The organism is Mycobacterium sp. NGS63 (genome assembly GCF_059812295.1).
This window is the reverse complement of sequence record NZ_JCALCJ010000004.1, coordinates 480,083-503,014: the sequence shown is the minus strand read 5'-3', so window position 1 is coordinate 503,014 and position 22,932 is coordinate 480,083. Positions and strand designations below refer to the sequence as shown.

Here is a 22,932-nt window from a genome sequence, read left to right as displayed (position 1 = left end):
AAAACACGCCGACGAACGGCGCAGGGCCTTATGTCTCAGTGCAACCATTCGGTCGGTCATGTCGTCCTACGGCTATGAACGACGCGTTCCTGGGCAGCGAAGCCCTGCGGCAGCGAAAGCTGACGCCTTACCAGTTGCGTACCGGGTTTCGCATCATATTCCCCGACGTGTACGTGCAAGCTGGTGCATCGGTGACGCTGCGAACCCGATCGGAAGCGGCCTGGCTGTGGACCCGCCGGCGCGGCATCCTGGCCGGACTGGCCGCGGCGGCACTGCACGGCTCGAACTGGATCGACGACGACGAGCCCATCGAGTTGATATGGCGTAACCAGCATTCTCCACCAGGCGTGATCACGCGCAATCAGCGCATCGAGGGCGACGAACTCACCCGCGTCGTGGGTCTTCCGGTGACCACATCTGCTCGGACGGCTTTCGATCTGGCGAGGCTGCTGCCCCCGGGCGAGGCGGTGGCGCGCCTCGACGCCCTCGCGCGGGCCAAGCCGTTCTGCACCGAGGATGTGTGGCTTCTCGCCAAGCGGCACGCGGGTGCGCGCGGCCTGCGCCAACTTCGGGGCAGTGCTGCCGCGGGTCGACCCCGGAGCAGAGTCCCCGAGAGAGACGTGGCTGCGGTTGCTACTGGTCGACGCCGGATTACCCGTTCCGACAACGCAGATTCCGGTGCAGGAAAACTGGCGCCTGATAGGTCTGCTGGACATGGGTTGGGAGCAGTACAAGGTAGCTGCGGAGTACGACGGTGATCAGCACCGGACCAGCCGGCGCCGCTACGTGCACGACATCCGGCGGTTGAAAAGGCTGCAAAAGTTTGGATGGATCATCATCCGGGTCGTCGCCGAAGACCGGCCCGACGACATCGTGCGCGAAGTCCGCGCTGCGCTGCGCCGCCGCGGCTGGCGCGACACATAAACCACGCACAAAACACGCCGGCCGACGTCGCCGTGGCTTATGTTTCGGGGAAAGGAGGCATCAGCAAACAAGGGGTGAGTCCATGCTCGAGGTGATCGACAAGGGGACCGCCAGCGACGCGCATCCGGTGCCGCTGCTGTTCGTGCACGGCGGCTGGCACGCCGCCTGGTGTTGGGAACACTTCCTGGACTTCTTCGCCGACGCCGGCTACCGCGCGGTGGCGATGAGCCTGCGCGGGCACGGCAGCAGCACCACGGCCACACCCCTGCACAAGGTGTCCATCGAGGACTACGTCGACGATGTCCGTTCGGTGGCCGACGACCTCGGCGGCGCGCCGGTGCTGATCGGCCATTCGCTGGGCGGCTACACCATCCAGCGCTACCTCGAGGGCCGGTCCGCGCCCGCGGCGGTGCTGGTGGGCTCGCTGCCGCCGCAAGGCGTGCTCGGGGCGGCGCTGCGCGTGTGGCGCCGCCGCCCGTGGATGACGGTGCGGTCGTTCAACGACCCGACGCTGGTCAAGTTCCTGCGCACCCAGGCGCTCGCCCGCGGCTACCTGTTCTGCGCCGACACGCCCGAGGACATCGTCTCCGCGTGCTACGAACGCGTCGGGCCCGAGAGCATCCGGGCGGCGATGACCGATCCGATGTTTCGCCGGGTCGACACCCGGCTGGTGACCACCCCGATCTTGGTGCTGGGCGCCCTGCGCGACGGCTTCGTCAGCGTTCGCTCGGTGCGCGCGACGGCGCGCGCCTACCGGACCGAGCCGGAGTTCTTCGACATGGGCCACAACATGATGCTCGAACCGGGCTGGCCCGACGTCGCCCAACGAATCCACGGGTGGCTGGAATCCCGCGACCTGGCGCGCCAGGCCGTCTGACCGCATTCGCGTCGCTGCTGCGCCGAAAAGCGTTGGCATGCTACATTTCACAGCCGTCACCAAACCGAGCCGGCCGCGTCGACGACGCAACTTCGGGGGGAGCTGTTTCGATGCAACCGGCCAGCGACACCGGCTTGGCGCTGCGCGGCTGGCAACGCCGGGCACTGGTGAAATACCTCACCGCGCAGCCCCGCGACTTCCTGGCCGTCGCCACCCCCGGCTCCGGAAAGACGACGTTCGCGCTGCGCGTCGCGGGCGAACTGCTGGGCCAGCGCGCCGTCGAGCAGATCACCGTCGTGGTGCCCACCGAGCACCTCAAGGTGCAGTGGGCGCTGGCCGCGCAGCGCCACGGCCTGGCCCTGGACCCTCGGTTCTCCAACACCAGCCCGCAGACGTCGCCGGAGTATCACGGCGTGATGGTGACCTACGCCCAGGTCGCCGCGCACCCGACACTGCACCGGGTGCGCACCGAGCAGCGCAAGACGCTGGTGATCTTCGACGAGATCCATCACGGCGGCGACGCCAAGACCTGGGGTGAGGCCATCCGCGAGGCGTTCGGCGACGCCACCCGCCGACTCGCCTTGACGGGCACGCCGTTTCGCAGCGACGACAGCCCCATCCCCTTCGTCACATACGAGGGCGGCGCCGACGGGGTGCTGCGGTCGCAGGCCGACCACACCTACGGCTACGCCGAGGCCCTCGCCGACGGGGTGGTGCGGCCGGTGGTCTTCCTCGCCTACTCAGGGCAGGCCCGCTGGCGCGACAGCGCCGGCGAGGAGCACGCCGCGCGGCTGGGCGAGCCGCTGACCGCCGAGCACACCGCGCGGGCCTGGCGCACCGCACTCGACCCCGCCGGCGAATGGATGCCGGCGGTGATCGCGGCCGCCGACGAGCGGCTGCGCCAGAAGCGCGCCCACGTGCCCGACGCCGGCGGCATGATCATCGCCTCCGACCGCACCGCGGCCCGCGCCTACGCCGCGCTGCTAAAAAAGCTGACCTCGGAGGCGCCCGCGGTGGTGCTGTCCGACGATCCCGGATCGTCGGCGCGGATCACCGAATTCGCGGAGGGCACCGGCCGGTGGCTGGTCGCGGTGCGGATGGTCTCCGAGGGTGTCGACGTGCCGCGGTTGTCGGTCGGCATCTACGCCACCAGCGCCTCGACGCCGCTGTTTTTCGCGCAGGCCATCGGCCGGTTCGTGCGCTCGCGCCGCCCGGGGGAAACCGCGAGCATCTTCCTGCCGTCGGTGCCCAGCCTGCTGCAGCTCGCCAGCGAGCTGGAGGCCCAGCGCAACCACGTGCTCGGCCAGCCGCACCGCGAGGAAGCCGATCCCCTCGACGGTGACCCCGCGGTACGCACGCAGACCGAAAAGACCGAAACCGACCAGGGTTTCACCGCGCTGGGCGCCGACGCCGAGCTGGACCAGGTCATCTTCGACGGGTCCTCGTTCGGCACCGCGGCCCCGGCCGGCAGCGACGAGGAGGCGGACTACCTCGGCATCCCCGGGCTGCTCGACGCCGAGCAGATGCGCGCGCTGCTGCACCGGCGCCAGGACGAGCAGCTGGCCAGGCGCGCGGCGGCGGGGGCGCCCGCGCCGCCGCCCTCGATGCACGGTCAGCTGCGCGAGCTGCGCCGCGAACTCAACACGCTGGTGTCGGCGACCCACCACCGCACCGGCAAGCCACACGGCTGGATCCACAACGAGCTACGAAGGCGATGCGGCGGGCCGCCCATCGCCGCGGCCACCCGCGAGCAGATCCAGGCCCGCATCGAGGCCCTGCGGCAGCTGAACTCCGAGCACTCCCGATAGGTCTGGTTTTCCCGAAGCGCTCCGTGACTCGGCGTACGCTCCGCATATCACTTGATCGCCAGCTGGCGGCCGGGTTGTCCCCGGGGGCGGCTTGGAGGGGTGGAATTGTCGTACGCGATCGCGGCGCCGGAGATAATGACCTCGGCGGCAACGGATTTGGCCAACGTCGGCTCGACACTGGACCTGGTCAGCGGGGCCGCGGCGGCCCCGACGACGGGCGTTATCGCCGCGGCCGGGGATGAGGTGTCGGCGGTGATTGCCGAGCTGTTTTCCGCGCACGGCCGGCAGTTTCAGGCGCTCAGCGCGCAGGCGGCCGCGTTTCATACCCAGTTTGCGCGGCTGTTGAACGCCGCCGCGGGCGCCTATGCGGCCGCCGAGGCGGCTAGTGCCTCGCCGCTGCAGACCCTAGAGGGGATCGCCGGGTACGGTGACGCGCTCGTCGCCGATATCTTCGGGTCGCCGCCCACGCTCGTCTCGGCCACGCAGGGAGCGATCTTCACCGGCACAGCGTCGCTGGCGGCCAAATTTGAAAACGGTTCGCTGTTCGCCTTGCAAAGCGTCGCGGGTTACCTCCCGCCGAGCCTCACCGCTCAACTGAGCCGTGCCACCGGCGCACTTTTCTCGCTGGAGTTCAGCAACGCCCCGCCGAGACTCTTGACGTTGCTGCTCGGGGAAACGGTGCAGCACACCACATTCGAGGGGATGCCCGTCCTGCAGATCACCCCCGCACATCCGTCCGGCCACTATGTGGTGGCCCTGCCCGGTGGCGATTATTCGCTCGAGCCGTCACTCTTCCACTGGCTCAACTACACGCTGATGGCCTACCAGACCGGCGCCACCATCGAAGTGCCGTTCTACCCGTTGGTGCCACAGGGAGGCACCGCCGGCACCGTCGTGCCCAAAATCGCCGGCTTCATTTCCCTCGAAATCGCTCAGCACGGGGCCCCCAACGTCAGCGTGACCGGTGACTCCTCCGGCGGCAACCTCGCACTGGCGACCGTCGAATATATGGTGGCCCACCACGAAACCGTCCCGGCGTCACTGGTTCTGGTGTCGCCGTGGCTGGACGTGACCATGACCAATCCCAACATTGCGCTCGTCAGCGATCCCCTGGTCAATTCGCCGTTGATCAGCGGGCTGCTCGGCTCCGCGCCGAATGTCGGCGCGCAATGGGCGGGCAACCTTCCCGAGACCGACCCGCTGGTGAGCCCGCTGTATGGGTCGCTCCAGGGGCTTCCGCCGACCTATGTCTATGCGGGCGCCCTGGACTCACTCACACCCGACGCGCTCGTCCTTCAGCACAACGCCGCGCTTCAGGGAGCCCCGATCAGCTTCGTATTTGCCAGGGGCCAAGCCCACGACTGGGTGTATCTCACTCCCGACGGTTTCGGGTTGCTCCCGCAGATCTACCAGGAACTCGGCATTTAGACGGCTGCGCCGCCGTTAGCCGAGGGCGATATCGCCCGGGCCGGTGAACACCGCCAGCAGTTGCTTTTCCACCGCCGCGCGCGCGGCCCGCTCGTCCTCGGGCGCCTGCACGCAGAACACGTCGGCGGCCGTCGACCCGAACGTGTTGACCTTGGCCCACGCGATGTCCACCTCCGCGCGCTCCAGCGCCCGGGTCAGCAACGCCAGCAGGCCGGGCCGGTCCATGGCGCGCACCTCCAGGACCAGCTGCCCCTCGGCGCCGGTATCGACCCACAGGATGCGGGGTGGGGCGGTCGAGCGGGTGACCGGCACCCCGGCCTGCACCTCCCCCGCCCGGGAGACGGCGGCCTCGCCGTCGCGCTTCTCCACCATCGCCAGCACGTCGATGTCGCCGGCGAGCGCGCCCACGAACTGCTGGCGCAGCAGCTCGGCCGCGGCTGGCGAACCGAAATGCGGCGACACCACGAACTCGGTGATCGCGACGCCCTGGTAGCTGTTCACCGTCGCCGAATGCACCCTCAGCGAGTTGAGCGCCAGCACCGCGGCGGCCTTGGACACCAGGCCGCGCTGGTCGGGGGCGACCATCACGACCTGGTACATGCGCGCGCTGTCGCCCGGCGCGATCTCGACGTGCACGCCGCGGTCGGCGGCCAGCGAAAGATAGTGCGGCGCAGCGGGATCGGCCTGCGGCAGCGGCTCGCCGGCCATCACCAGCCGGCAGCGCCGCACCAGGTCCTCGATCAGCGAGGCCTTCCACTCGCTCCACACCCCGGGCCCGGTCGCCTTGGAGTCCGCCTCGGTCAGCGCGTGCAGCACCTCCAGCAGCTGCGGGTCCCCGCCCATGGCCTCCGAGACACCCTCGATGGTCTTGGGGTCGTTGAGGTCGCTGCGGGTGGCCACCACCGGCAGCAGCAGGTGGTGGCGCACCAGCTTCGACAGGAACTCGGCGTCCTTGGGCGCCACCCCGATCCGCGGGCCGATCTCGAGGGCCATGTCCGCGCCGAGCACGCTGTGGTCGACCGCCCTGCCCTTGCCGATGTCGTGCAGCAGCGCGCCCAGCGCGAGCAGGTCGGGCCGCGCCACCCGGGTGGCCAGCGGCGCCGCGTTGACGGCGGTCTCGACGACGTGCCGGTCCACCGTCCACTTGTGCGCGACGTCGCGGGGCGGGAGGTCGCGGATCGCCGCCCATTCCGGCAACAACCGCTCCCACAGCCCGGTGCGGTCGAGCGATTCGACCGTCGCCACGGCGGTGGGCCCGGCGGACAGCACAACCAGCAGGTCGTCCAATGCCTCTCGGGGCCAAGGGATTGGCATCTCGGGCGCGGCGGCGGCCAGGCGAGTCAGCGTCGCCGCGCCGATCGGCAGCCCGGTGTCGGCCGACGCGGCGGCCACGCGCAGCACCAGCCCGGCGTCGGTGTCGGGGGCGGCGTCGCGGGCCAGCACGATCTCCCCGGCGTACTCGACGACGCCCTCGTCGAGCGGTCGGCGCTTCGGCCGGCGCACCAGCGCCGTCACGCCCCGGCGCGGCAGCGCGTTCTCCGCGGTCCGCAGCCCCGTTTCGGCGTGGTAGGCGATGGTGCGGCCGGCGTCGGAAAGCTTGCGCGCCAAGTCGAATCGATCACCGATGTGCAGGGCTGCGCTGATCTCGTCGGCGTACTGGGCCAGCAGCTGATCACGTCCCCGCCCGGACACCCGGTGCAGCTCGGTGCGCACGTCGAGCAGCGTCAGGTAGGCGTCGTCCAGGGAGCCGCCCGGGGCCTCCGGCCGGGCCATGCCGTGGCGGTCGATGAGCTGGGCGACCCCGAGCGCGTCGAGCAGTTGCACGTCGCGCAGGCCGCCGCGGCCCGACTTCAGGTCCGGCTCGGCCCGCTGCGCGATCCGGCCGCAACGCTCCCAGCGGGCATCGGTGATGTCGACGAGCTCACCCATCCGTGAGCGAATCGCGCTGCGCCACTGGCGTCTTGCGCCCGCGATCAACTCCTCGGACAGCCCCGCGTCGCCGGCGATGTGGCGGGCATCAAGCATCCCGAGGGCCGCGATCATGTCGGTGTTGGCGACGCCGAGCGCACCGGAGACGGTGCGCACGCTGTGGTCCAGCCGGACGTTGGCGTCCCACAACGGATACCACAGCCCGTCGGCCACCCGCTGCAGCACCTCGGCGGAGGCGTTGGCGTGCAACAACATCAGGTCCAGGTCGGAATGCGGCAGCAGCTCGTGGCGGCCCAGGCCGCCGATCCCGACGATCGCGAACCCGCTGGCGTCGGTGATCCCGACCTCGTCGGCCTTGGCGCTCAGCCACGACGCGTGCAGATCCAGCCACGCGTGGCGAAGCTCGGCCGCGTGCAGCCCGGCGCCCTCCGAGAGCAGTCGACGCCGAGCGGCCGCCAAATCGCCTGCGCCGCTGGCATTTCCCGCTGCGCTCCCGGACTCCGGACTCATGCCCTCCCGGCCCGTTCGGGTTGGATCAGCAATGCGCGGCTGCTGTCACAGCGCATCGGTCCCGCGTTCACCGGTACGCACCCGCACGATGGTTTCCACGGGGGTGACCCACACCTTGCCGTCGCCGATCTTGCCGGTGCGCGCCGCGCGAACGACGCTGTCCACCACCTTGTCGACGATGGAGTCGTCGACGACGACCTCGATGCGGACCTTCGGCACGAAGTCGACGGAGTACTCGGCGCCGCGGTAGACCTCGGTGTGGCCCTTCTGGCGGCCGTAGCCCTGAACTTCGCTGACGGTCATCCCCAGGACTCCCGTCTCCTCGAGGCTGGTCTTGACGTCGTCGAGGGTGAACGGTTTGACGATCGCGGTGATCAGCTTCATGACTGCTCTGCCTCCACTCTGTGACCCACTCGCTCCTCCTCAAGGCCGTTCCGGGTGTCCTGTACGGCGACGCGGGGAGGCAGTACCGAACCGGTGACGACTGCGAAATCGTAACCGCTTTCAGCGTGCTCGGCCTCATCGATGCCCGAGGCCTCGGCCTCCGGATCCAGGCGCAGCCCGATGGTGTACTTCAGGATCAACGCCAGGATAAGCGTGACGACGCCGGAGTAGATGAGAACGCTGAACGCGCCGATCGCCTGGCGTTCCAGCTGCGCCCACCCGCCGCCGTAGAACAACCCCTTGGACACCCCGGCCACCCCGTTGATGGCCGGGCTTTCCGGGGCGGCCAGCAGCCCCACCAGCAGCGTGCCCGCCAGGCCGCCGACCAGGTGCACCCCGACCACGTCGAGCGAGTCGTCGAAGCCGAACCGGAATTTCAGGCCGACCGCCAGCGCGCACACCACGCCGGCCACCAGGCCGACCACCAGGGCGCCCAGCACGTTGACCGACGAGCACGACGGGGTGATGGCCACCAGCCCGGCGACGATGCCCGACGCCGCGCCCAGGGTGGTGGCCTTGCCGTCGCGGATGCGTTCGGTGAGCATCCAGCCGAGCATGGCGGTGGCCGTCGCGATCGTGGTGGTCATGAACGTCGTCCCGGCGGCGCCGTTGGAGCTCGTCGCCGACCCGGCGTTGAAGCCGTACCAGCCGAACCACAGCAGCCCCGCCCCCAGCATCACGAACGGCAGGTTGTGCGGGCGGAACAGCGTGGTGGGCCAGCCGCGGCGCTTGCCGAGCACGATCGCCAGCATCAGGCCCGCCACACCGGAATTGATGTGCACCGCGGTGCCGCCGGCGAAGTCGATCGCGTGCAGCTTGTTGGCGATCCAGCCGCCGTGCTCGGACGCGAACCCGTCGAACGCGAACACCCAGTGCGCGACCGGGAAGTACACGAACGTCGCCCACAGGCCGGCGAATAGCAGCCACGCGCCGAACTTCAGCCGGTCGGACACCGCGCCCGAGATCAGCGCGACGGTGATGATCGCGAACATCAGCTGGAACGCCACGAACACCGTGGCGGGCAGGGTGCCGGCCAGCGGGATGTCCGTCGCCGCGGTGCCCTTGCTCGGGTCGGCGGCCACGGCGTTGACGCCGATCAGTCCCTTCAGGCCCCAGAACGACGTCGGCTTGCCGATGACGTTGCCGGCGTCGTCGCCGAAGGCGAGCGAATAGCCGTACAGGACCCACAGCACGGACACCACGCCCATCGCGCTGATGCTCATCATCAGCATGTTCAGGACGCTTCGGGCGCGCACCATGCCGCCGTAGAAGAACGCCAGGCCCGGCGTCATCAACAGCACCAACGCGGAACTCGCCAGCATCCAGGCGGTATCGCCGGTATTGGGCTGGCCCAGTATCGGGTATGTCACTCGCGGTCTCCTCCGGTCGGACCCTGACTGGCCGTCAGACACATGCCTGATGACCTGATCCAGAACCATGCGCAATGGTTGTTTCGGCAATGGGACCGCCGTGTTTCGGCGTCATTAACGTCCCGCTCGGCGGGCGTGCGGGGTCAGCCGAGCAGCGCGTCGACGAAGGCCGCCGGTTCGAAGGGCGCCAAGTCGTCGGGGCCCTCGCCGAGCCCGACGAGCTTCACCGGTACGCCGAGTTCCTGCTGGACGCGGAAAACGATGCCGCCCTTGGCCGTTCCGTCCAGCTTGGTCAGCACCGCGCCGGTGATGTCGACGACGTCGGCGAACACCCGGGCCTGGGCCAGCCCGTTCTGCCCGATGGTGGCGTCGAGCACCAGCAGCACCTCGTCGACCGCGGCGCGGCGGGTGACCACGCGCTTGACCTTGTCGAGCTCGTCCATCAGCCCGACCTTGGTGTGCAGGCGGCCGGCGGTGTCGATGGCCACGACGTCGGCGCCGGCGGCGATGCCCTTGTCGACGGCGTCGAACGCCACCGACGCCGGGTCGGCGCCCTCGGGGCCGCGCACCACCTCCGCGCCGACGCGGGCGGCCCACGTCTCCAGCTGATCGGCGGCCGCGGCCCGGAAGGTGTCGGCCGCGCCGAGGACGACGCGCCGGCCGTCGGCCACCAGCACCCGCGCCAGCTTGCCGACGGTGGTGGTCTTGCCGGTGCCGTTCACGCCGACGATCAGCAGGACGGACGGGTGGTCGGCGTGCGGCAGCGCCCGGATCGAGCGGTCCATGTCGGGGCGCAGCTCGGTGATCAGGACGTCGCGCAGCACGGCCTTGGCGTCGGCCTCGGTGCGCACGTTGCCGCTGGCCAGCCGGCTGCGCAGCTGGGTGATCACCGACTCGGTGACGACGGGGCCCAGGTCGGCGACCAGCAGGGTGTCCTCGACGTCCTGCCAGGAGTCCTCGTCCAGGTCGCCGCCGCCGAGCAGGCCCAGCACGCTGCGACCGAGCGCGTTCTGGGAGCGGGCCAGCCGCCCGCGCAGGCGCTCCAGCCGGCGCTCGGGCGGGGCGATGGCCTCGATCTCGGCCGCCAGCGGGGACTCGGGGGCTTCCGGCTCTCCGGGCGCCTCGAGCGTCTCGGGTTCGGGCAGTTGGACGTCGGAAATGGTGCGCTTAGGCGCGTCGCGGGGAACTGTCGCGTCGTCGCCGACCGCGGGCAGCCCGGTGGTGTCGACGCCCTGGCTGAACGTGATGCCCGACGACGCGGTGTAGCCGCCGGAGCGATCGAGCGCCCCGGGCTCGGGGCGCTCCAGGCGGATCCGTCGGCGGCGGGACAGCACCAGGCCGGCGACGAGCGCCGCGATGACGACCAGAACAGCGACGACGGCGATGGCGATCCAAAGTCCTTGCGACACGCCGACATTCTTTCAGGCATTGACTCTGCGCTGACGGCGGCCCGCACTCGCACTTCGTCGCACTGGACGCAGAGTCAATACCCAGCTAAGTGGAGACCAGCTGTTCGACCTGCTGACCGCGCATCCGCTGCGAGATCACCGCGGTGATGCCGTCGCCCTGCATGGTCACGCCGTACAGCGCGTCGGCGACCTCCATCGTGGGCTTCTGGTGGGTGATGATGATCAGCTGCGAGCGCGCCCGCAACAGCTCGAACAGGCCGATCAGGCGGCGCAGGTTGGTGTCGTCGAGCGCGGCCTCGACCTCGTCCATGATGTAGAACGGCGACGGGCGGGCCCGGAAGATCGCCACCAGCATCGCCACCGCCGTCAGCGCCTTCTCGCCGCCGGACAGCAACGACAGCCGGGTGATCTTCTTGCCCGGCGGGCGGGCCTCCACCTCGATGCCCGTGGTGAGCATGTCGTTGGGGTCGGTCAGCCGCAGCCGGCCCTCCCCGCCGGGGAACAGCACCGCGAAGACTTCGGTGAATTCGCGTTCGACGTCGGTGAACGCGTCGCTGAACACCTGCAGGATGCGGGCGTCGACGTCGGCGATGACGTCCAGCAGGTCCTTGCGGGCGGCCTTGACGTCCTCGAGCTGAGTGGACAGGAAGTTGTAGCGCTCCTCCAGCGCGGCAAACTCCTCCAGCGCCAGCGGGTTGACGCGGCCCAGTTCGGCCAGCTCGCGCTCGGCGCGTTTGGCGCGGCGCTCCTGGGTGGGCCGGTCATACGGCATCGGGGCGGGCGCGACCACCTGTTCGCCGCGCTCGCGGGCCTGCTCGAACTCGGCCATCTCCAGCTCGGTCGGCGGCAGCGCGATGTCGGGGCCGTACTCGGCGACCAGGTCGGCGGGGGCCATCCCGAACTGCTCGAGCACCATCTGCTCGAGCTGCTCGATCCGCATCGCGGCCTGCGCGTTGGCCACCTCGTCGCGGTGCAGCGAATCGGTCAGCGCGGCCACCCGGGCGCCCAGCGCGTGCACCTCGTCGCGCACCGCGGCCATCGCCGCAGCCCGCTCCTGGCGCTCGGCGGCCAGCGCGTCGCGGATCTTGGCGGTCGCGTTGACGACCCGGTCCAGCCGGGACGCCAGCGCCCGCCCGGAGTCGGCCACCGCCGCGGCCACCGCCGCGGCCCGCAGCCGCGCCGCCCGCGCCTGCTGCGCCCGCAGCCGGGCCTCGCGTTCGGCGGCGGCCGCGCGGCGCAGCGAATCGGCCCGCCCGCGCACCGCGTTGGCGCGCTCCTCGGCGGTCCGCACCGCCAGCCGGGCCTCGACCTCCACGCCGCGCGCGCTCTCCGCGGCCGCCGCGATCTGCTGGCGGTTCACCGGTTCGGCCGTCTGCACCTGCTGGGTCTCCTGGGCGTTGCGCAGCCGGGTCTCCAGCTCGGTGACCTCCTCGACGGTCTGCGCGCGCCCTGCCTCCAGCTCCTCGCGCTGGCGCAGCAACCCGCTCCACTCCTCGTCGGCGGCGCGGGCCTCCTGGCCGAGCCGGCCCAGCTGCTCGTACATCGCCGAGATCGCGGTGTCGGACTCGTTGAGGGCGGCCAGCGCCTGCTCGGCGGAATCCTGGCGGGCGGTCTGCTCGGTCAGCGCGCCGGACAGCGCCGCGGTCAGCTGCTCCACCTGCGCTTCCGCCGCGGCGAGCTCGCCCTGGGCCTTGTCGATTTCCGACGTGAGCTCCAGCGTGGACAGCTTGCGGTCGGATCCGCCGCTGACCCAGCCGGCGCCCACCAGGTCGCCGTCGAGGGTGACGGCGCGCAAGTGGGGTCGCGCCGCCACCAGGTCCAGCGCGGCCCCCAGGTCGCCGACCACCGCGACGCCCGAGAGCATGGCGGTCATCGCGCCGCGCAGCCGCTCGGGCGCTTCGACGAGGTCGAGCGCCCACAGCGCGCCGCCGGGCAGCGCGGCGGCGGGCGGGGGCTGCGGGGCCGGCCAGTCGCCCAACACCAGCGCGGCGCGGCCGCCGTCGGCCTGCTTGAGCGCGGCGACCGCGGAACGCGCCGCGCCGAAGCCGTCGGCGGCCAGCGCGTCGGCGGCCGAACCGAGCACCGCGGCCAGCGCCGCCTCGTAGCCCGAGCGCACCTTGACCAGCTTGGCGATCGGACCGAAAAGCCCTGTGCCAGGGTGATTTTGGGTGAGCCAGGCCGCGCCGTCCTTGCGTTCCAGCCCCACCGACAGCGCGTCGATGCGGGCACGCAGCGAGGCCACCTCCCGTTCGGCGGCCCGCTCGGCGGCCTGCAGTTCGGCGACGCGGGCGTCGGCGCTGCGCAACGCGGCGACGGTGCGCTCGTGGTGCTCGTCGAGGCCGACCTCGCCCTGATCCAGCTCGCCGACGCGCGCCTGCACGGTTTCGAACTCCGCGCGGGTCTGCTGGGCGCGCGCGGCGGCCTGCTCGATGCGCTCGGACAGCCGCGCGACGCCGTCGTCGATCGACTCGACGCGCGCCCGCATGGTCTCCACCTGGCCGGCCAGCCGCGCCAGGCCCTCGCGGCGGTCGGCCTCGGCGCGCACCGCCGCCAGATGGGCCCGGTCGGCCTCGGCGGCCTCGCGCTCGCGCTCGGCCAACTCGGCCCGGGCCGCGTCCAGGCGGGTGCGCGCGGCGGCCAGCTCGGCCAGCAGCCGCTGCTCGGCCACCTCCACCTGCTGGGCCTCGGCCTCCAGCGCGTCGGGGTCGGTGTCGCTGGTTGTCGCGGGCTCGACGTCGAGGTGGTGCGCGCGTTCGGTGGCGATGCGCACCGTGGCGGCGACCCGTTCGGCCAGCGCGGACAGCCCGAACCAGGTGTGCTGGACCGACTCGGCGCGCACCGACAGCTCGCCGAGCGCGGTCTCGTGCGCGGTCAGCTCGTCGGAGGCCACCGCGAGGCGGGCGGCGGCCTCGTCGTGGTCGCGGCGCATGATCGCCTCGGCCTCGAAGATCGCGTCGCGCTCGGTCTGCCGGCTGACCAGGTCGTCGGCGGCCAGCCGCAGCCGGGCGTCGCGCAGGTCGGCCTGGATTCGCGCGGCCCGCTGCGCCATTTCGGCTTGACGCCCAAGCGGTTTGAGCTGGCGGCGCAGCTCGGTGGTCAGGTCGGACAGCCGGGCCAGGTTGGCCTGCATCGCGTCGAGTTTGCGCAGCGCCTTCTCCTTGCGCTTGCGATGCTTGAGCACCCCGGCGGCCTCTTCGATGAACGCGCGGCGGTCCTCCGGGCGCGACTGCAGGATCTCGTCGAGCTTGCCCTGCCCGACGATGACGTGCATCTCGCGGCCGATCCCGGAGTCGCTCAGCAGCTCCTGCACATCCATCAAACGGCAACTGGTGCCGTTGATTTCGTATTCGCTGGCCCCGTCGCGGAACATCCGCCGCGTGATCGACACCTCGGAGTACTCGATGGGCAGCGCGTTGTCGGAGTTGTCGATCGTGACGGTGACCTCGGCGCGGCCCAGCGGGGCGCGCGAGGAGGTGCCGGCGAAGATGACGTCCTCCATCTTCCCGCCGCGCAGCGTCTTTGCCCCCTGCTCCCCCATCACCCAGGCCAGGGCGTCGACGACGTTGGACTTGCCTGACCCGTTGGGCCCGACCACCGCGGTGATGCCCGGCTCGAAGCGCAGAGTCGTCGGCGAGGCGAAGGACTTGAAGCCCTTCAGCGTCAGACTCTTGAGGTACACGGCGTGCCAGACTACCGCTCAAATCGGCCCGGTCGCCGTCACCGAGGGGTGTCGCCAGGCCCGAAATATGCCCGACGGACCACTGGCCACAGTGGCCACATCAGTCACCGAAACGGGAGGTCTTCAGCGCTCGACGAAGCCGGTGAACTGTTCCTGGGGCTGCGACCAGTCGGCGACGACCTGGTCGACGCGGCCCGGGGTGTCGCCGCCGTCGAGCAGCCGCAGCAGTTTCTCGCCCGCCTCCCGCGGCCCCTGGGCGACGACCAGCACGCGGCCGTCGGCCTGGTTGGCCGCGTACCCGGTCAGGCCGAGCTCGAGCGCGCGGCAGCGGGTCCACCAGCGGAAACCGACCCCTTGGACGCGGCCGTGCACCCAGGCGGTCAGCCGGACGTCAGGACCCATCGGCGATCTCGAAGTTGACGGTGGTGCCGGAGGCGAGCGTGCGCCCGACGGTGCAGACCAGGTCGACGGCCCGGTTGGCCACCACCAGCAGGCGCTCCCGCTCCTGCTCGGACAGCCCGGACAGGTCCAGCTCGAGGGTCTCCTCGAGCAGCGGATAGCGCTCCTGGTCGCGGTCGGCGGCGCCGGAGACGCGGACCACCGCCTTGTAGTCGTCGCCGAGGCGGCGCGCCAGCGGCTCGTCGGTCGACATGCCGCTGCAGGCGGCCAGGGCGATCTTGAGCAGCTCGCCCGGCGTGAACACCCCCTCGACGTCCTCGGAGCCGAGGAGCACCTGCGCGCCGCGCGAGCTGTAGCCGGTGTAGCGGCGGGTCCCGGTGCGTTCCACCCACAGTTGCGTCATGGCCTCATTTCTACCGGGCGGGCCACCGCGGCCGGGCGGGCATACTGCATGGAATGGCCACCGTCGTGGCGTTCCACGCCCACCCGGACGACGAGGTGATCCTCACCGGCGGCACGCTCGCGCGGGCGGCGGCGGCCGGGCACCGCGTGGTTCTGGTCACGGCCACCGACGGGCGCATGCATGACCAGGACGACCACCTCCGGCTGGACGAATTGCGGTGCAGCGCAGACATTCTCGGGGTGCACCGGCTGGAGTGCCTCGGCTACGCCGACAGCGGCTACGGCCCGGTGTTCTACCAGGACCCGCCCGGCAGGGTCCGGTTCGGGCGGGCCGACGTCGACGAGGCGGCACGGCGGCTCGCCGACATACTGCGCGACGAGGGCGCCGATTTGCTGCTCGGCTACGAGGCCAACGGCGGCTACGGCCATCGCGATCACGTGCGGGTGCATCACGTCGGCAAGCGGGCCGCCGAGCTGGCGGGCACCCCGCGGGTGCTCGAGGCGACCATGCCGCGCGAATGGCTGGTGCGGATCGGCCGTCTCGCCGGCGCGTTGCGCCTGCCCGCTCCCTACGAGCCGGAGATCGTCCGCACCGCGTACGCGCCGCGTGCCACGATCACCCACCGCGTCAACGTCTTTCGCTTCGCGCGGCAAAAGCGCGACGCCGTCGCCGCGCACCGCTCGCAGGTCGGCGACTCCGGCGCGGGTGCGCGCGCCTTAGCGGTGCTGCAGCGGCTGCCGCCCCAGGTGTCCGGCCTGTTGTTCCCGTTCGAGTGGTTCGTCGATCCGGCCGCGTCGCCCGGGCCGGTGCGCCGCGACATCTTCGCTTACTAGCGCCGCGAGAGTGCGGTTAGCGAGGCGTTTGACGAGAAGACGCCTCGGTAGTTGCACTTTCGCGGAGGATTCTGGGCCGCGGCTGGCAGCGCGGGCAGTAGAACGACGAGCGGTTCATGAACTTCTCCCGCCGCATCACCGCGCCGCAGCGCCGGCAGGGTTCACCCTCGCGGCCGTAGGCGTCCAGCGACCGGTCGAAGTACCCCGATTCGCCGTTGACGTTGACGTACAGCGAATCGAAGGACGTCCCGCCCTGGGCCAGCGCCTCGCGCATCACCTCGGTCGCGGCGTCGAGGACGTCGGTCAGCTTTCGGCGGCTGAGCGTGGCGGCGATGCGGGCGCCGTTCACCCTGGCCCGCCACAAGGCCTCGTCGGCGTAGATGTTGCCGATCCCCGACACCACCTGCTGGTCGAGCAGCTGACGCTTGAGCTCGGAGTGCTTGCCGCGCAACACTTTCACCACCGCGTCGGCGTCGAACCGGGGATCCATTGGGTCGCGCGCGAGGTGGGCGACGGGTGCCGGCACCACGCTGCCGTCGACCTCGACGAGATCCGCGAGCATCCACCCGCCGAAGGTGCGCTGGTCGGCGAAGCTCAGCACGGTCCCGTCGTCGAGCAGCGCGGAGATGCGCACATGGTCGGCGCGCGGCACCTCACCCAGCAGCATCTGCCCGCTCATGCCGAGGTGAACGACCAGCGCCTCGCCGGAATCCAGCGTCAGCCACAAATACTTGCCGCGGCGGTCGGTCCCGGTGATCCGCGTGTCGAGCAGCCGGGCGGTGAGGTCGGCCGGCCCGGCCTCGTGGCGGCGCACCGCGCGGGGGTGGTGCACCCGGACCGCGGTGATCGTCTTGCCCACCACGTGGGCAGCCAAGCCGCGGCGCACCACCTCGACTTCGGGCAGCTCGGGCATCTAGACGGAAGTTTTCCCCGCGGTGTCGAGCACTTCGAGCGCTTTCCAGGTGGCGGCCGCGGCCTTCTGCTCGGCTTCCTTCTTGGAGCGGCCCACACCCGACCCGTATTCGGTGTCCATCACGACGACGACGGCGGTGAATTCCTTGTCATGGTCCGGCCCGGTCGAGGTGACCACGTAGGACGGCGCGCCCATGCCGCGCGCCGCGGTCAGCTCCTGCAGGCTGGTCTTCCAGTCCAGGCCGGCCCCGAGCGTGGGTGCGGCGTCCAGCAGCGCGCCGAACAACCGCAGGATCACCTCACGCGCCGTGTCGATGCCGTGCTGCAGGTAGATGGCGCCGAGCAGCGACTCCATCCCGTCGGCCAGGATGCTCGACTTGTCCGCCCCGCCGGTGTTGGCCTCGCCGCGGCCCAGGAACAGGTGCACGCCCAGCCCCTGGTCGGAAAGGTTGCGCGCGACATCGGCCAGCGCCTGGGTGTTGACCACGCTGGCCCGCAGCTTGGCCAGGTCGCCCTCGGACCGGTCGGGGTGGCGGTGGTAGAGCTCATCGGTGACGGTCAGGCCCAGCACGGCGTCGCCGAGGAACTCCAGGCGCTCGTTGGTGGGCAGCCCGCCGTGCTCGTAGGCGTAGCTGCGGTGCGTCAACGCCAGCGACAGCAACTCGTCGGGCAGGTCGACCCCGAGCGCGTCGAGCAGGTCTTGTCTGGACGTCACGGCTCGTCCCGCGCCGCATCGGCGTCATCGGAGTCGGGCAGCATCCCCGCCAGCTTGGCCCACCGCGGGTCGATGCGGTCGTGGTGATGGCCGGGCTCGGCCGCCAGCGCGACGCCGCATTCGGGGCACAATCCGGGGCAATCTGGGCTGCACACCGGCGAGAACGGCAGCTCCAGCACGACGGCGTCGATGACGGGCTGCTCTAGGTCGACGGTGTCGTCGACGATGCGGCCGACCTCATCCTCCTCGGTGGTCGCCTCGGTCGTGCTGTCCGGGTAGGCGAACAGCTCGGTCAACCCCACCTGCACGCTCCCGGTGACCGGGGTCAGGCAGCGGGAACATTCGCCGGCGGTGGGCGCGGTGACGGTCCCGGTCACCAACACTCCCTCGGACACCGACTCGACCCGCAGGTCCAGTTCCAGCGGGGCGCCCGCGTCGATCGCGATCATGTCCAGCCCGATGCGCGACGGGCTGGGCACCGTGTCGCGCAGGGTGACCATCGCGCCGGGACGCCGCCCCAGCCGGGTGATGTCGAGCCTCATCGGCGAGGCGGAATGGCGCTGCGCCGTGCTGCTGTGCTGCCGCGTCATAGAAGGAATCCTACGGCGCACGCCGCATAATGCCAGGGCGCTGACCGGCCGCCTTGAGAGCTAGCGCGTCGCGTAGTCGTGCGTGCCGGCGGCGGTGCGCAGCTGGTGGCGGCCGCGCCCCACCGACCGCAGCGTGCCGTTGAGGAACTCCTCGAACTCGGCGAGCTTGTTGTCGACGTAGATGTCGCACTCGCCGCGCAGCCGGTCGGCCTCGGCGTGTGCGGTGTCGATGAGCCGGGTGGCCTCGGAGTTGGCGGCCTCCACCACACTGTTCTGCGACACCAGGCGCTGCTGCTCCTTGATGCCCTCCTGCACGGCCTTCTCGTAGGACAGGTTGCCGTTCTCGATCAGCCGGTCGGCTTCGGCCTGGGCGCGGCCGACGCTGGCCTCGTACTCGCGCTTGGCCGCGGTGGCGATGCGGACGGCCTCCTCGCGGGCCTCGCCGACCATCCGCTCGCTGTGCTGGCGCGCCTCGCTGACCATCCGGTCGGCCTGCGATTTCGCGTCGGACAGCAGCCGGTCGGCCTCCGCGCGGGCGTGGTTGAGCATCGACTCCGACTCCGTGGTCGCCGAGGAGACCATGGATTCGGCGTGCGTCTTGGCGTCGGACAGCATCGAATCGCGCGCGTCGAGCACGTCCTGGGCGTCGTCGAGCTCGCCGGGGATCGCGTCCTTGATGTCGTCGATCAGTTCCAGCACGTCACCGCGGGGCACGACGCAGCCGGCGGTCATCGGGACGCCACGCGCCTCTTCGACGATGGCGCCCAATTCGTCGAGCGCTTCAAAAACTCGGTACACGGCCATACCCTCCTGGCGTCCTGCAAGAAAACCCTGTTGTTACCAGTGTGCCTGCTGTTACCTCTGTGACAGCGGTGGCGACGCCGGTGTGTCGGGCATTTGCCCGGCGAATCCGCATGTCGCGAGTGAAATTCATCGATTTGCCCGTTCACGCTTCCGGCGCGGGCCCGACCGCCGCGCGGGATCATTCCGTCCATATTTGCCGGTCCCCGCACCGCTTGTGCCGCCATTGTAGGGACCTCGGTGGCTCAGGCCGCCAATTCGGCCCGACGGATGGGCGATAATCGCCCGGTGAGCGTGCTGGCGGCGATCGGCCACGCCTTGGGACTGGCGGGGTCGATGACGTGGGAGATCCTGTGGGCGCTGATCCTGGGCTTCGCGCTGTCGGCGGTGGTACAGGCCGTGGTGCGCCGCTCGACGATCGTGTCCCTGATGGGCGACGACCGGCCGCGCACCCTGGCGGTGTCGGCCGGGCTGGGCGCGGCGTCGTCGTCGTGCTCGTACGCCGCCGTGGCGTTGGCCCGATCGCTCTTCCGCAAGGGCGCGAACTTCACCGCGGCGATGGCGTTCGAGATCGGCTCCACCAACCTCGTCGTGGAGCTGGGCATCATCCTGGCCCTGCTGATGGGCTGGCAGTTCACGGCCGCGGAGTTCGTCGGCGGCCCATTGATGATCGTGGCCCTGGCCGTGTTGTTCCGGCTGTTCGTGCGGCCCCGGCTCGTCGACGCCGCCCGCGAACAGGCCGAGCGCGGGATCGCCGGCTCGATGGAGGGCCACGCCGCGATGGACATGTCCATCAAAGGCGAGGGCTCGTTCTGGCGGCGGCTGTTTTCCCCGCAGGGCCTGACGTCGGTTTCGCACGTGTTCGTCATGGAGTGGCTGGCGATCCTGCGGGACCTGATCCTGGGGCTGCTGATCGCCGGCGCGATCGCGGCGTGGGTGCCCGAAAGGTTCTGGCAGAGCTTCTTTTTGGCCGATCACCCCGGCTGGTCGGCGCTGTGGGGCCCGATCGTGGCGCCGGTCGTGGCGATCGTGTCCTTCGTGTGCTCGATCGGCAACGTGCCGCTGGCGGCGGTGCTGTGGAACGGCGGCATCAGCTTCGGCGGTGTCATCGCGTTCATCTACGCCGACCTGGTGATCCTGCCGATCCTGAACATCTACCGCAAGTACTACGGCACCCGGATGATGCTCACGCTGCTGGGCACCTTCTACGCCGCCATGGCCGCCGCCGGCTATCTGGTCGAATTGCTGTTCGGCACAACGGGACTCATCCCGAAGCAGCGCAACGCCACGGTCATGCAGGCCGCGATCTCATGGAACTACACGACCTGGCTCAACATCGCCTTCCTGGTCCTCGCGGCGATACTGATCGCCCGGTTCGTCACCACCGGCGGAATCCCCATGGCGCGCATGATGGGCGGCTCGCCCGCCGCGACCGAAGGCCACCAGCACTAGCCGCCCAGCTTTTCGCGCAGCCGGCGGTTCACCGGTTCGGGCAGCAACTCCGACACGTCGCCGCCGAACATCGCGACCTCTTTCGCCAACGACGACGACACGAACGAATACCGCGGCGCGGTCGCCACGAAAAAGGTGTCGACGCCGGCGATGTGCTTGTTCATCTGCGCCATCTGCAGCTCGTATTCGAAGTCGGTGCCGGTGCGCAGGCCCTTGACGATGGCGGTCATCCCGCGTGACCTGACGAAGTCGACCACCAAACCCTGGCCGGTCTCCACCCGCAGGTTGGGCAGGTGCGTCGTCGACTCCTCGATCATCGCGATGCGCTCGTCGAGGTCGAACATCCCCTTCTTGGCGGGGTTGGTCAGGATCGCCACCACCACCTCATCGAACTGGGCCGAGGCGCGTTCGAAGACGTCGATGTGGCCCAACGTCACCGGGTCGAACGACCCCGGACATACCGCGCCAGCCATAAGCCACGACGGTACACGGCGTTCAGAGCCGTTCGGCGAGCTCCAAACGGGTGTCGCCGTAAACCCGCTCGGGCCATGGGGACCAGCCCGCCGGCCAGGCCAGCGGGGCGCCACCGGCCGGTCGCTCCACGGCCACCACGGTCCCCTTGTGCGCCCAGCCGTGGGCGCCCAGGGCGGCCACCACGGCGGTGACGTCGGCGGCGTCGACGCCATAGGGCGGGTCGGCCAGCACCAGGTCCACCGGCGAGGCGGTCCCGGCAGCCAGCACCGCCGCCACCGCGCCGCGGCGCAGGGTCGCGCCGGGCAGGCCCAGGGTTTCGATGTTGCGGGCGATGACGGCCGCGGCGCGCGGGTCGGACTCCACGAACAGCGCCGACGCGGCGCCGCGCGACAGCGCCTCCAGGCCGAGCGCGCCCGACCCGGCGTACAGGTCGAGCACCGCCAGGCCGGTCAGGTCCCGTCGCGCGGTCAGGATGTTGAACAGCGACTCGCGCACGCGGTCGGTGGTCGGCCTGGTGCCCTTCGGGGGGACGGCGATGCGCCGGCCCCCGGCGACGCCCCCGATGATCCGGGTCACGCGTTCACAACAGCGTCGACCAGTAGTCCCAGAACCGCACCATGATCAGCAGGAACACCGCCGTGAACCACAGCGCGGCGATCGACCACCGCCATTGGTACAGCACCCACGCCACACCGGACCCGCTTCGGGCCGCGGGACGAAACGCGATCGACGCGACCACCACCAGCAGCGAGATGGTGGCCACCCAGACCACCATGCAATAGGGGCACAGCGCCCCGATGCGGTACAGGCTCTGAAAGATCAGCCAGTGCACGAACACCGAACCGATCAGCACCCCGACCGTCAGCCCGACCCAATACCATTGGGGCAGAGCAACTTTCGCCAACGCGAGCACGCCGGTCACGATCACCACGGTGAAGGCGACCAGGCCGAGCAGCGGGTTGGGGAAGCCCAGCACCCCCGCCTGCGGGGTGACCATCACCGACCCGCACGACACGATCGGGTTGATGTTGCACGACGGCACGTACGCCGGGTTGAGCAGGATCTCGATCTTCTCCACCGTCAGCGTCATCGAGGCGACCAGCCCGACCACGCCGGCGATCAGCACCCACCACGCGCTGAGCGTGGGCACCCCCGCCGGGGGCGGCGAGTCCGGTGTCAGGTCGCCGGCCGGCGCGCTCACCGGCGTCGTCATCAGGCCGCGGGAGCGACGACGGCGTTGTCGATGCCGGGCACCTCGCCCACGATGGACTTGATCTTGTCGACGAAGGCCTGCGGGGTCGACTGGTCGTACTCCTCGCCGTTGATCCGGATCGTCGGGGTCCCGGTGATCTTGGCCGCCGCCGCCTCGCCGGTGACCTTGGACAGGTACTTGCCGCTGTTGATGCAGTCGGGCACCTTGCCCACGACGCCGGCCTGGCGGGCCAGCTCGATCAACCGCGCGTTGTCGGGAAAGCTGGTGCCGCGCTCATCGGGCTGGACGCCGTTGTCGTACAGATGATTGTGCAAACGGCGGAACGCGTCGATGGATTCGTCGGCCACGCACAACGCCGCCGCGGCCGCCCGCGACGAATAGTTCTGGGTTCGCTGGCTGTCGAGGATCGACACCATGGAGTAGTCGGCCGCGATCGCGCCGATGTCGATGAGCTTGGACACCGTCGGGCCGAAGGTGCGCTCGAAATTGCCGCACGCCGGGCACAGGAAGTCCTCGTAGAACGTCACCACGGCCTTGGGGTTGTTCGTCCCCGGCTGGGTGACCACCTTGCTCGAGGCAACCCGCACCGTGTCACCCTCGCCGGTGGCGCCGCCCTTCTTGTGATGCGACGTCACGATGTAAAAGACGAGCGCAACCGCGAAGATCACGATGAAGGCGGTGCCGCCGATCTGCACGAGTCGCCCGGATTTGCCGGTGGCGGACTTCACGTCGAATCGCGGGGGTTTGGGTTTGTCGGCCACG

Annotated in this window: 20 protein-coding genes and 1 pseudogene; 6 read left to right on the top strand and 15 right to left on the bottom strand. The window is 70.5% G+C overall.

Translation table 11 applies throughout. The features are described from left to right. Positions 1-74: 74 nt before the first annotated feature. The 4 genes and pseudogenes from AC5Y4Z_RS12985 (at position 75) to lipY (ending at position 5,037) form a co-directional block, all read left to right on the top strand. Positions 75-924 (top strand): annotated as a pseudogene (locus AC5Y4Z_RS12985) (putative endonuclease domain-containing protein). Between the two features lie 82 nt (positions 925-1,006). Further along, entirely contained in the window at positions 1,007-1,801 is a 795-nt protein-coding gene (locus AC5Y4Z_RS12980; RefSeq protein WP_499964271.1) for an alpha/beta hydrolase, read from the top strand. Between the two features lie 110 nt (positions 1,802-1,911). Beyond that, positions 1,912-3,609 carry a DEAD/DEAH box helicase gene (locus tag AC5Y4Z_RS12975; RefSeq protein WP_499964269.1) on the top strand — a complete coding sequence of 566 codons (1,698 nt, stop codon included), beginning with the start codon at positions 1,912-1,914 and terminating at the stop codon, positions 3,607-3,609. A 135-nt stretch (positions 3,610-3,744) separates the two neighbouring features. Further along, a complete protein-coding gene (lipY, locus tag AC5Y4Z_RS12970) occupies positions 3,745-5,037 on the top strand; it encodes a triacylglycerol lipase LipY (RefSeq protein ID WP_499964821.1) in 1,293 nt (430 codons plus the stop codon). A gap of 15 nt (positions 5,038-5,052) precedes the next feature. Here lipY and AC5Y4Z_RS12965 read toward each other — a convergent pair whose 3' ends face one another. The 7 genes from AC5Y4Z_RS12965 to AC5Y4Z_RS12935 form a co-directional block, all read right to left on the bottom strand. Then, positions 5,053-7,476, bottom strand: a complete 2,424-nt coding sequence (locus tag AC5Y4Z_RS12965) for a [protein-PII] uridylyltransferase (RefSeq protein WP_499964267.1) — start codon at positions 7,474-7,476, stop codon at positions 5,053-5,055. 45 nt (positions 7,477-7,521) lie between these two features. Then, positions 7,522-7,860: a P-II family nitrogen regulator gene (locus AC5Y4Z_RS12960; RefSeq protein WP_499964265.1), complete on the bottom strand. Its 339-nt coding sequence runs from the start codon at positions 7,858-7,860 to the stop codon at positions 7,522-7,524. After that, complete coding sequence (locus tag AC5Y4Z_RS12955; RefSeq protein ID WP_499964819.1) at positions 7,857-9,242, bottom strand: ammonium transporter; 1,386 nt, start codon at positions 9,240-9,242, stop codon at positions 7,857-7,859. The genes AC5Y4Z_RS12960 and AC5Y4Z_RS12955 overlap by 4 nt, the downstream gene beginning before the upstream one ends. A gap of 191 nt (positions 9,243-9,433) precedes the next feature. Next, positions 9,434-10,699: a signal recognition particle-docking protein FtsY gene (gene ftsY, locus AC5Y4Z_RS12950; RefSeq protein WP_499964262.1), complete on the bottom strand. Its 1,266-nt coding sequence runs from the start codon at positions 10,697-10,699 to the stop codon at positions 9,434-9,436. 85 nt (positions 10,700-10,784) lie between these two features. Continuing rightward, positions 10,785-14,378: a chromosome segregation protein SMC gene (gene smc / locus AC5Y4Z_RS12945; RefSeq protein ID WP_499964260.1), complete on the bottom strand. Its 3,594-nt coding sequence runs from the start codon at positions 14,376-14,378 to the stop codon at positions 10,785-10,787. Between the two features lie 123 nt (positions 14,379-14,501). Then, positions 14,502-14,780, bottom strand: coding sequence for an acylphosphatase (locus tag AC5Y4Z_RS12940; protein WP_499964258.1), 279 nt, complete (start codon positions 14,778-14,780; stop codon positions 14,502-14,504). Next, positions 14,770-15,180 (bottom strand): OsmC family protein, encoded by a 411-nt coding sequence (locus AC5Y4Z_RS12935; protein ID WP_499964256.1) that lies wholly within the window; start codon positions 15,178-15,180, stop codon positions 14,770-14,772. Before AC5Y4Z_RS12935 ends, AC5Y4Z_RS12940 begins: the two co-directional genes overlap by 11 nt. A 53-nt stretch (positions 15,181-15,233) precedes the next feature. Here AC5Y4Z_RS12935 and AC5Y4Z_RS12930 point away from each other — a divergent pair, with 53 nt between their 5' ends. Next, positions 15,234-16,013: a PIG-L deacetylase family protein gene (locus AC5Y4Z_RS12930; protein ID WP_499964254.1), complete on the top strand. Its 780-nt coding sequence runs from the start codon at positions 15,234-15,236 to the stop codon at positions 16,011-16,013. Positions 16,014-16,029: 16 nt separating this feature from the next. Here AC5Y4Z_RS12930 and mutM read toward each other — a convergent pair whose 3' ends face one another. From mutM to sepIVA, 4 genes are read right to left on the bottom strand one after another with little or no spacing between them, the layout of a single operon-like run. Further along, a complete protein-coding gene (gene mutM, locus AC5Y4Z_RS12925; RefSeq protein ID WP_499964252.1) occupies positions 16,030-16,926 on the bottom strand; it encodes a DNA-formamidopyrimidine glycosylase in 897 nt (298 codons plus the stop codon). Then, positions 16,927-17,640 (bottom strand): ribonuclease III, encoded by a 714-nt coding sequence (gene rnc / locus AC5Y4Z_RS12920; RefSeq protein ID WP_499964249.1) that lies wholly within the window; start codon positions 17,638-17,640, stop codon positions 16,927-16,929. After that, positions 17,637-18,230: a YceD family protein gene (locus AC5Y4Z_RS12915; RefSeq protein WP_499964247.1), complete on the bottom strand. Its 594-nt coding sequence runs from the start codon at positions 18,228-18,230 to the stop codon at positions 17,637-17,639. Before AC5Y4Z_RS12915 ends, rnc begins: the two co-directional genes overlap by 4 nt. Before the next feature lie 60 nt (positions 18,231-18,290). Then, positions 18,291-19,028: a cell division protein SepIVA gene (sepIVA, locus tag AC5Y4Z_RS12910; protein ID WP_499964245.1), complete on the bottom strand. Its 738-nt coding sequence runs from the start codon at positions 19,026-19,028 to the stop codon at positions 18,291-18,293. Between the two features lie 273 nt (positions 19,029-19,301). Between sepIVA and AC5Y4Z_RS12905 the strand changes: the two genes are divergently transcribed. Continuing rightward, positions 19,302-20,483, top strand: a complete 1,182-nt coding sequence (locus tag AC5Y4Z_RS12905; RefSeq protein ID WP_499964817.1) for a permease — start codon at positions 19,302-19,304, stop codon at positions 20,481-20,483. On the opposite strand, the gene coaD is transcribed toward AC5Y4Z_RS12905, so the two are convergent. The 4 genes from coaD to AC5Y4Z_RS12885 are packed head-to-tail and all read right to left on the bottom strand — an operon-like array spanning position 20,480 to position 22,931. After that, positions 20,480-20,956, bottom strand: coding sequence for a pantetheine-phosphate adenylyltransferase (gene coaD, locus AC5Y4Z_RS12900; RefSeq protein ID WP_499964243.1), 477 nt, complete (start codon positions 20,954-20,956; stop codon positions 20,480-20,482). The genes AC5Y4Z_RS12905 and coaD overlap by 4 nt on opposite strands. A gap of 22 nt (positions 20,957-20,978) precedes the next feature. Beyond that, positions 20,979-21,533 carry a 16S rRNA (guanine(966)-N(2))-methyltransferase RsmD gene (gene rsmD / locus AC5Y4Z_RS12895; protein ID WP_499964241.1) on the bottom strand — a complete coding sequence of 185 codons (555 nt, stop codon included), beginning with the start codon at positions 21,531-21,533 and terminating at the stop codon, positions 20,979-20,981. A gap of 4 nt (positions 21,534-21,537) precedes the next feature. Continuing rightward, positions 21,538-22,170, bottom strand: coding sequence for a vitamin K epoxide reductase family protein (locus tag AC5Y4Z_RS12890; protein ID WP_499964239.1), 633 nt, complete (start codon positions 22,168-22,170; stop codon positions 21,538-21,540). Continuing rightward, positions 22,170-22,931 (bottom strand): DsbA family protein, encoded by a 762-nt coding sequence (locus tag AC5Y4Z_RS12885; RefSeq protein ID WP_499964237.1) that lies wholly within the window; start codon positions 22,929-22,931, stop codon positions 22,170-22,172. Before AC5Y4Z_RS12885 ends, AC5Y4Z_RS12890 begins: the two co-directional genes overlap by 1 nt. Position 22,932: the final 1 nt, after the last annotated feature.